The sequence below is a fragment of the Desulfonatronovibrio magnus genome, from assembly GCF_000934755.1.
GTDB classification, from domain to species: domain Bacteria; phylum Desulfobacterota; class Desulfovibrionia; order Desulfovibrionales; family Desulfonatronovibrionaceae; genus Desulfonatronovibrio; species Desulfonatronovibrio magnus.
The window spans coordinates 1-5,140 of record NZ_KN882190.1 but is presented as its reverse complement, the minus strand read 5'-3'; the positions used below and the strand labels follow the sequence as shown (position 1 = coordinate 5,140).

The 5,140-nt window shown below is 39.5% G+C and carries 5 protein-coding genes, 2 pseudogenes and 1 riboswitch; all 7 genes and pseudogenes read left to right on the top strand.

Features of this window, described 5'->3' with window-relative positions; translation table 11 throughout:
* Positions 1-333: pseudogene (locus LZ23_RS21445) on the top strand (hypothetical protein); the annotation flags it as partial.
* A gap of 860 nt (positions 334-1,193) precedes the next feature.
* Positions 1,194-1,267, top strand: a riboswitch (SAM riboswitch).
* Between the two features lie 274 nt (positions 1,268-1,541).
* Positions 1,542-1,979: a hypothetical protein gene (locus LZ23_RS23095; protein WP_052507597.1), complete on the top strand. Its 438-nt coding sequence runs from the start codon at positions 1,542-1,544 to the stop codon at positions 1,977-1,979.
* Positions 1,980-2,010: 31 nt separating this feature from the next.
* Positions 2,011-2,610 carry a hypothetical protein gene (locus LZ23_RS21435; protein WP_045217571.1) on the top strand — a complete coding sequence of 200 codons (600 nt, stop codon included), beginning with the start codon at positions 2,011-2,013 and terminating at the stop codon, positions 2,608-2,610.
* A 23-nt stretch (positions 2,611-2,633) separates the two neighbouring features.
* Positions 2,634-3,290, top strand: coding sequence for a hypothetical protein (locus tag LZ23_RS21430; RefSeq protein ID WP_045217570.1), 657 nt, complete (start codon positions 2,634-2,636; stop codon positions 3,288-3,290).
* Positions 3,291-3,348: 58 nt separating this feature from the next.
* The gene (locus tag LZ23_RS21425) at positions 3,349-3,918 is read left to right on the top strand and encodes a hypothetical protein (RefSeq protein ID WP_045217568.1); all 570 of its coding nucleotides are present in this window, start codon (positions 3,349-3,351) and stop codon (positions 3,916-3,918) included.
* Positions 3,919-4,064: 146 nt separating this feature from the next.
* Entirely contained in the window at positions 4,065-4,736 is a 672-nt protein-coding gene (locus LZ23_RS21420) for an N-formylglutamate amidohydrolase (RefSeq protein ID WP_045217566.1), read from the top strand.
* A 198-nt stretch (positions 4,737-4,934) separates the two neighbouring features.
* Positions 4,935-5,140: pseudogene (locus tag LZ23_RS25220) on the top strand (IS110 family RNA-guided transposase); the annotation flags it as partial.

Genomic DNA, 5,140 nt, shown 5'->3' with positions numbered 1-5,140 from the left:
TGGAATGAGTTTGATCCATCAGAAATTGTGCGCAAGTACAGGCAGTTTGTTTACGAGACTGGCGCTGTGGATGCTGGGAAAGGCAAAGTGCTGGATAAAAAGATCGTGGAGAAGGCCAGAAAGAAAGGCTATAAAGTCAGCCGAGCAGAACGGTTTCGCTACCGTTGCAGGTATTTTACTGATTCAGGCATTATCGGTGGGAAGGACTTTGTCCAGGAGGTGTTCGACCGGGTGAAACATCTGCTTAACTCCAAGGATGAGCGAAAATTTACTAAGGTTGGCGGGGTTGAGGGGATTTTTTCTATGAAGCGGCTAAGAGAAAATATCATTTGAGCATTTTGAGCAGGTGACAAATATCAAGCTCAATATACTATATAATTCTCATTAATCCTGAACAAGGCATTGAAGAGTCCTGCTTCAGGACTTTAACCTTTTTATCTTATTCCTCGCCCTCGTCTTCAAGGTAAGCATGGAAAGGTCATACACGACTGCCCTGGCGAGGTGCAGAGGTGAAGGCCAGCGCAAGGTTCTCAGATGGAAGGCCATGCAGGTAAACGGCTGTTCTTCAGATAAGCCAGTGGCCTGCTTTTACTTCCAATCCAGTTGATGACCTTTCCCCTCTACAGGGAGGAATAAGAGTATTTGCATAAAAATCCATGAAACGGCATTTGAGCGGGATTTTAGCCCCCCTGAAATGAACGAAAGGGACTATCCTGGTACAGGTTTAGTCCCTTTCTATAAGGGCCAAAGAGAAGTATACTCATTGGCTCCTTTATTAAAGTATCAATTTTTGGGGCTTTGTCAAGAACGGTATGATTGGTTTTTGATTTTAATACCTCTATAGCTGGCAAGACTGGCCGTATCTTGCTGCACTATATCCTGTGGGATACTATAGGCTATCTAATTGGCTGATTTTTTTGGTTTTAAAAATTTATCTCCTCCTACTCACGACAAACTGAACTAAATCCAAAGCACTTGAGAGTCAAAAGTTCTCCCCGGCATGCCGGACTTGATCCGGCATCCAGTCTTTTATCCTATTGAAAAGACACTGGATTCCGGCTTTCGCCGGAATGACGAATAGGTAGAATCATGGTAAATGAATTCAAATGGTTAAGAGAACTTTTGACTGTCAAGCAAAGCAGACTTTGGTTGTAAAATTTTTACTTGACATTATACGTAAATTTACTTATTAAATACTCAATAGCGCTGATTTGACTCGGCTTGCGGGCGCTTTATAAAAACAGCTAAAGAGAGGGATTAACAACCCCGCTTCAGCATAAGCCGAGCGGGATTTTTTTTGTCTAATTTTCAGATAACGCCGATTTAATCGACAACTTGCAGGGCGAAAAATACTGCTAAAGCGTTGGCCATTCACACGTACTCCACGTAGAGCCACACGCCTGACAAATTGTCCAACGATTTTTTAAGCCTGATCAAACATCATAAGCGGGCATAATTGCCTGGTAGGGATTCCATATGCCTGGAATTCATTAACATCCGATATTAACTAATGAGCCTACGGCTGACCTGGAGGTATAGCCATGATCAGAACCACACCCACAGCAGCATTCTGGATTTCACCTGGGGGTGAAATACTTGGTGTTGGAACCAGTCACATCAGTAAAATCATAGATACCCCTGAAAGGTTTGGGCTGACCATGACTTATTTGAAAGCTGTCTACAAAGATTACGGCGAACCGCTGGGCTTTGAAGGTAAAGCCAGAGACATGATTGTCAGAGAGGTTATATCCAGAGGATGGATACGCCTCAGACGTTACCCAAATAATTGTTGGAAAATTAACCTTGTTGATTTTTCCGAGCAGGTTCAAGTGACTTTGGCTTGCTGGGCGAAAAGGATGCTTTGTTCAGGTATTTCGGGTTTTATTGAGGGTGATGGTTATATGCCGGTGATTACCAGTCATCCGGATGGTTGCTTTGAGCACAAGACAACCATGAAAGATCTCGCACAAAGCAGATAAAGCCAAAAGTAAAAAAACTGGAGGTTGTCCCATGAAGCATGGAGAAGTCAGACAAATTGGTCAGATCGTTGCCCTGCCAAAGAAGACAAAGCAGGAAAGAAGAAAAGAATTTTATCTGTTTAAGGAAAACTTTGACCTGATTCTTAAATACTCAGACTTGATCATAGATACTCCCAGGTATTTTCATTCATATCTTGAACGTTCGGTTATTGGATTGGCCTATATGGGAGGATACCACGCCCCCATTGGAGCGCTGCTTCAGTTGTGGAAAAAGGATGACTTTGTTGGTGAATGCCAGGAATGCAGCGGAAAACTGTACTTTTTTCAAGGGGGTGGATCTCCCTTATCCGGGGGGAACGGCTGCATGGGTATCTGCGGAGAATGCAGGACAATATTGTGTAAAAGACTGGCAGGAACCAAAGAATTGATGAAGGCCTTTGAGCATGTAAAGTACAACCTTAACACCAGATTGATATTGCGGACAAGGGGCCAGACTTTCAGTTTTAAAGACGGATTAGTTGGAGATCCAGTCCCTGATAAGGTTATTGAAACAGGAGTCAGGCCAGTCACCATGACAAAGCTAATAAGTGATTTACGAGAAATGAATGGTCAGGATGCAATCGAAGTTTAACAATTTAGCAATGGAGGATAATCATGGCCAAGTTTAGTGCATACAGATCAATAGTACCCAATAAAGATGGATATGAACTTATAAAGTACAGACCAACCATGCGACCCCCAGGCAATGTTCCTTATCTTGTAGATAACTTATGGGAGTGGGTCAGACCAGCAAGTTATCCCTGCCGAAGAACTTCAGTTTTTGCCAGCCCTACCAAGGAGCTTGCTTTTAAATCAGGATCCCCAAAAGGCATGGCCTTTGAAATTGAATTTTATGGCCAACCGGTCATTGCACAGCTCAAAGGATTTACTGATTCAAAATATCATCCAGAGTGCAAGAGCCTTAAAAAATTGCTTATCAACCTGCTGCGTAAAGAAAGTAATGAATGGTGGATGGATTGGAATTTACAGAAAAAATCCCAAGTCTGTCAGTTGTGGTTTCCTTGCCTGAGAAGGGAGGAAGTAGAGGAATTATTTAAAACTGTTCCATTATTGCAAGCAATTAAAGGAGAAGTTCAGTCAAAAATTTCATACTGGAATGATGTGGAGCTTGTAGACATTGAAGATTCCAAATTACCAGATCTTGAAGGCGAGATATTTTTTGAGGCAAGAGATGGATACAGACTGCTTAAGAAAGATGAATCATTGATGAAAGAGTTTGAGAATAAACTTGGTGGAATGCTTAACAGATAGACAGTGACTGAAATTTTTCTTCCTTCAAATTATCTAATATTGAAACTAAAGGAATAACATGAAAAACACCGCTATCTTCTCAAAAATTACAATTATTTCTGATCAAAGCGTAAGAGATGCTTGGGAAAACATAATATTTAAGGACCAAGATATTACCTGGTCACCACCTGAGGATAATACTGATAACCTGGATGTGGATGGTTTTTTACTTTTTATTCCAGGGATTGCTGAAAAGGAGAAAACATTGAGAACCATTGAGGAAAGCTATAGCAAGCCATTTTTTTTGATTGACATGACCACTTTTTTTGAAAGTTACTGTAATGTACCTTTAACCTCTTATGATGACCCTGACATATCAAAATACATCCATCTATATGGTGAAAAGACTTCAGAATTTAAGTCCTTTATGTCTGCAAGCTTAAAAGTATGGGCTGAACATTATGCCGTTTCTAACCTCTTGGTAATAATTCCAAATACTAAAAAAGCAGAAATGGATATTTCTGACATTGAGTATGTGATAAGCGCTGCAAAATATATCAAAAATAAAAGGTTGGATGAATTTACCAATATGGATTTAATCCCTGGAAAAATTGAGGATATTACCTTCTCACCAATATATCTTAGATGAAAATAACTGAAGGCTGACCTCCTGACAAAGCACTATCAATTTATTTTTTTGGAATGGAGACCAGATGGTTAATTGAGTTTGTAAGGCAATGACTTGAAGCATCCCAACATCTCCTGGACTTGGGAGAGTATGCATGGAGTAGTGTCATGATTCTTCATATTCCACATTCCTCAAGGTTTATTGAGGGTATGGTTGAGCTAACCAATGAAAAAGAAAATCTTGGATTTCTAACCGATGATTATGTTAGCGAATTATTTGATTATCCAGATTCAACATATATCGAGTTCCCTCTTAGCAGGTTCGTCTGTGATGTAGAAAGATTGCCAGACGACCCCATGGAAGCAATTGGACAAGGTATTATCTATAAGAGAGATGTATTTGGCAATAAAATCAAGAGGAATATATCAGACAGAAGTGCGATGAAAATATATAAAAAGTACCATAACCATTTAAACAAACAGATAAATTTTGAGCTGGGATTTTTTGATATAGTCACCATAGTAGATGCTCATACATTCACGCCAACAGAAAAAGACCATCCGGATATATGTATAGGTACGGATCAATTTCATACCCCTGACGATTTGGCAAAAAAAATAAATCTTCATTTTACCACAAATGGGTATAATGTAGGATTTAATTACCCGTATTCAGGAACTATTGTGCCTTTGCATTTATATAATAAAAACAAAAACTTGAAATCTGTTATGCTGGAAATAAATAAACGCTGTTACTTACAAAACACGACCAAAATCAAAGAAACAATTGCTGGGGGGCTAAAGATTATTGATCAGTATGAATGGGGAAAGGTATATTGAGTCAAACTAAATTGTGATAGCTGCAACGATTCATGTGAGGTTTATAATGGCTATAAGCCTGTTAGCGAAAAGTAAAGGGACATTATGTTGCCAGTTTACCCTGATAACCATTTAAAAGGCACCTCCCAAGTATAGCTTGGCAAACAAAAACCGGCTATACAAAGAGGCAATCAACAACTCTAATATGGGAGGTGCCTTATGAAATTGTATGCTGGTTGTGATTTACATTCAACAAATAATTACTGGAGTATTATTGATAATGACAGCAAGCAAATTTTTTCCAAGAAAATACCATGTAACCAACAGAAAATTTTAAAAATGCTTGAACCATTCAAACCAGATTTAGCTGGCATTGCAGTGGAGTCCACCTACAACTGGTACTGGTTAGTTGATCTTCTCATGGA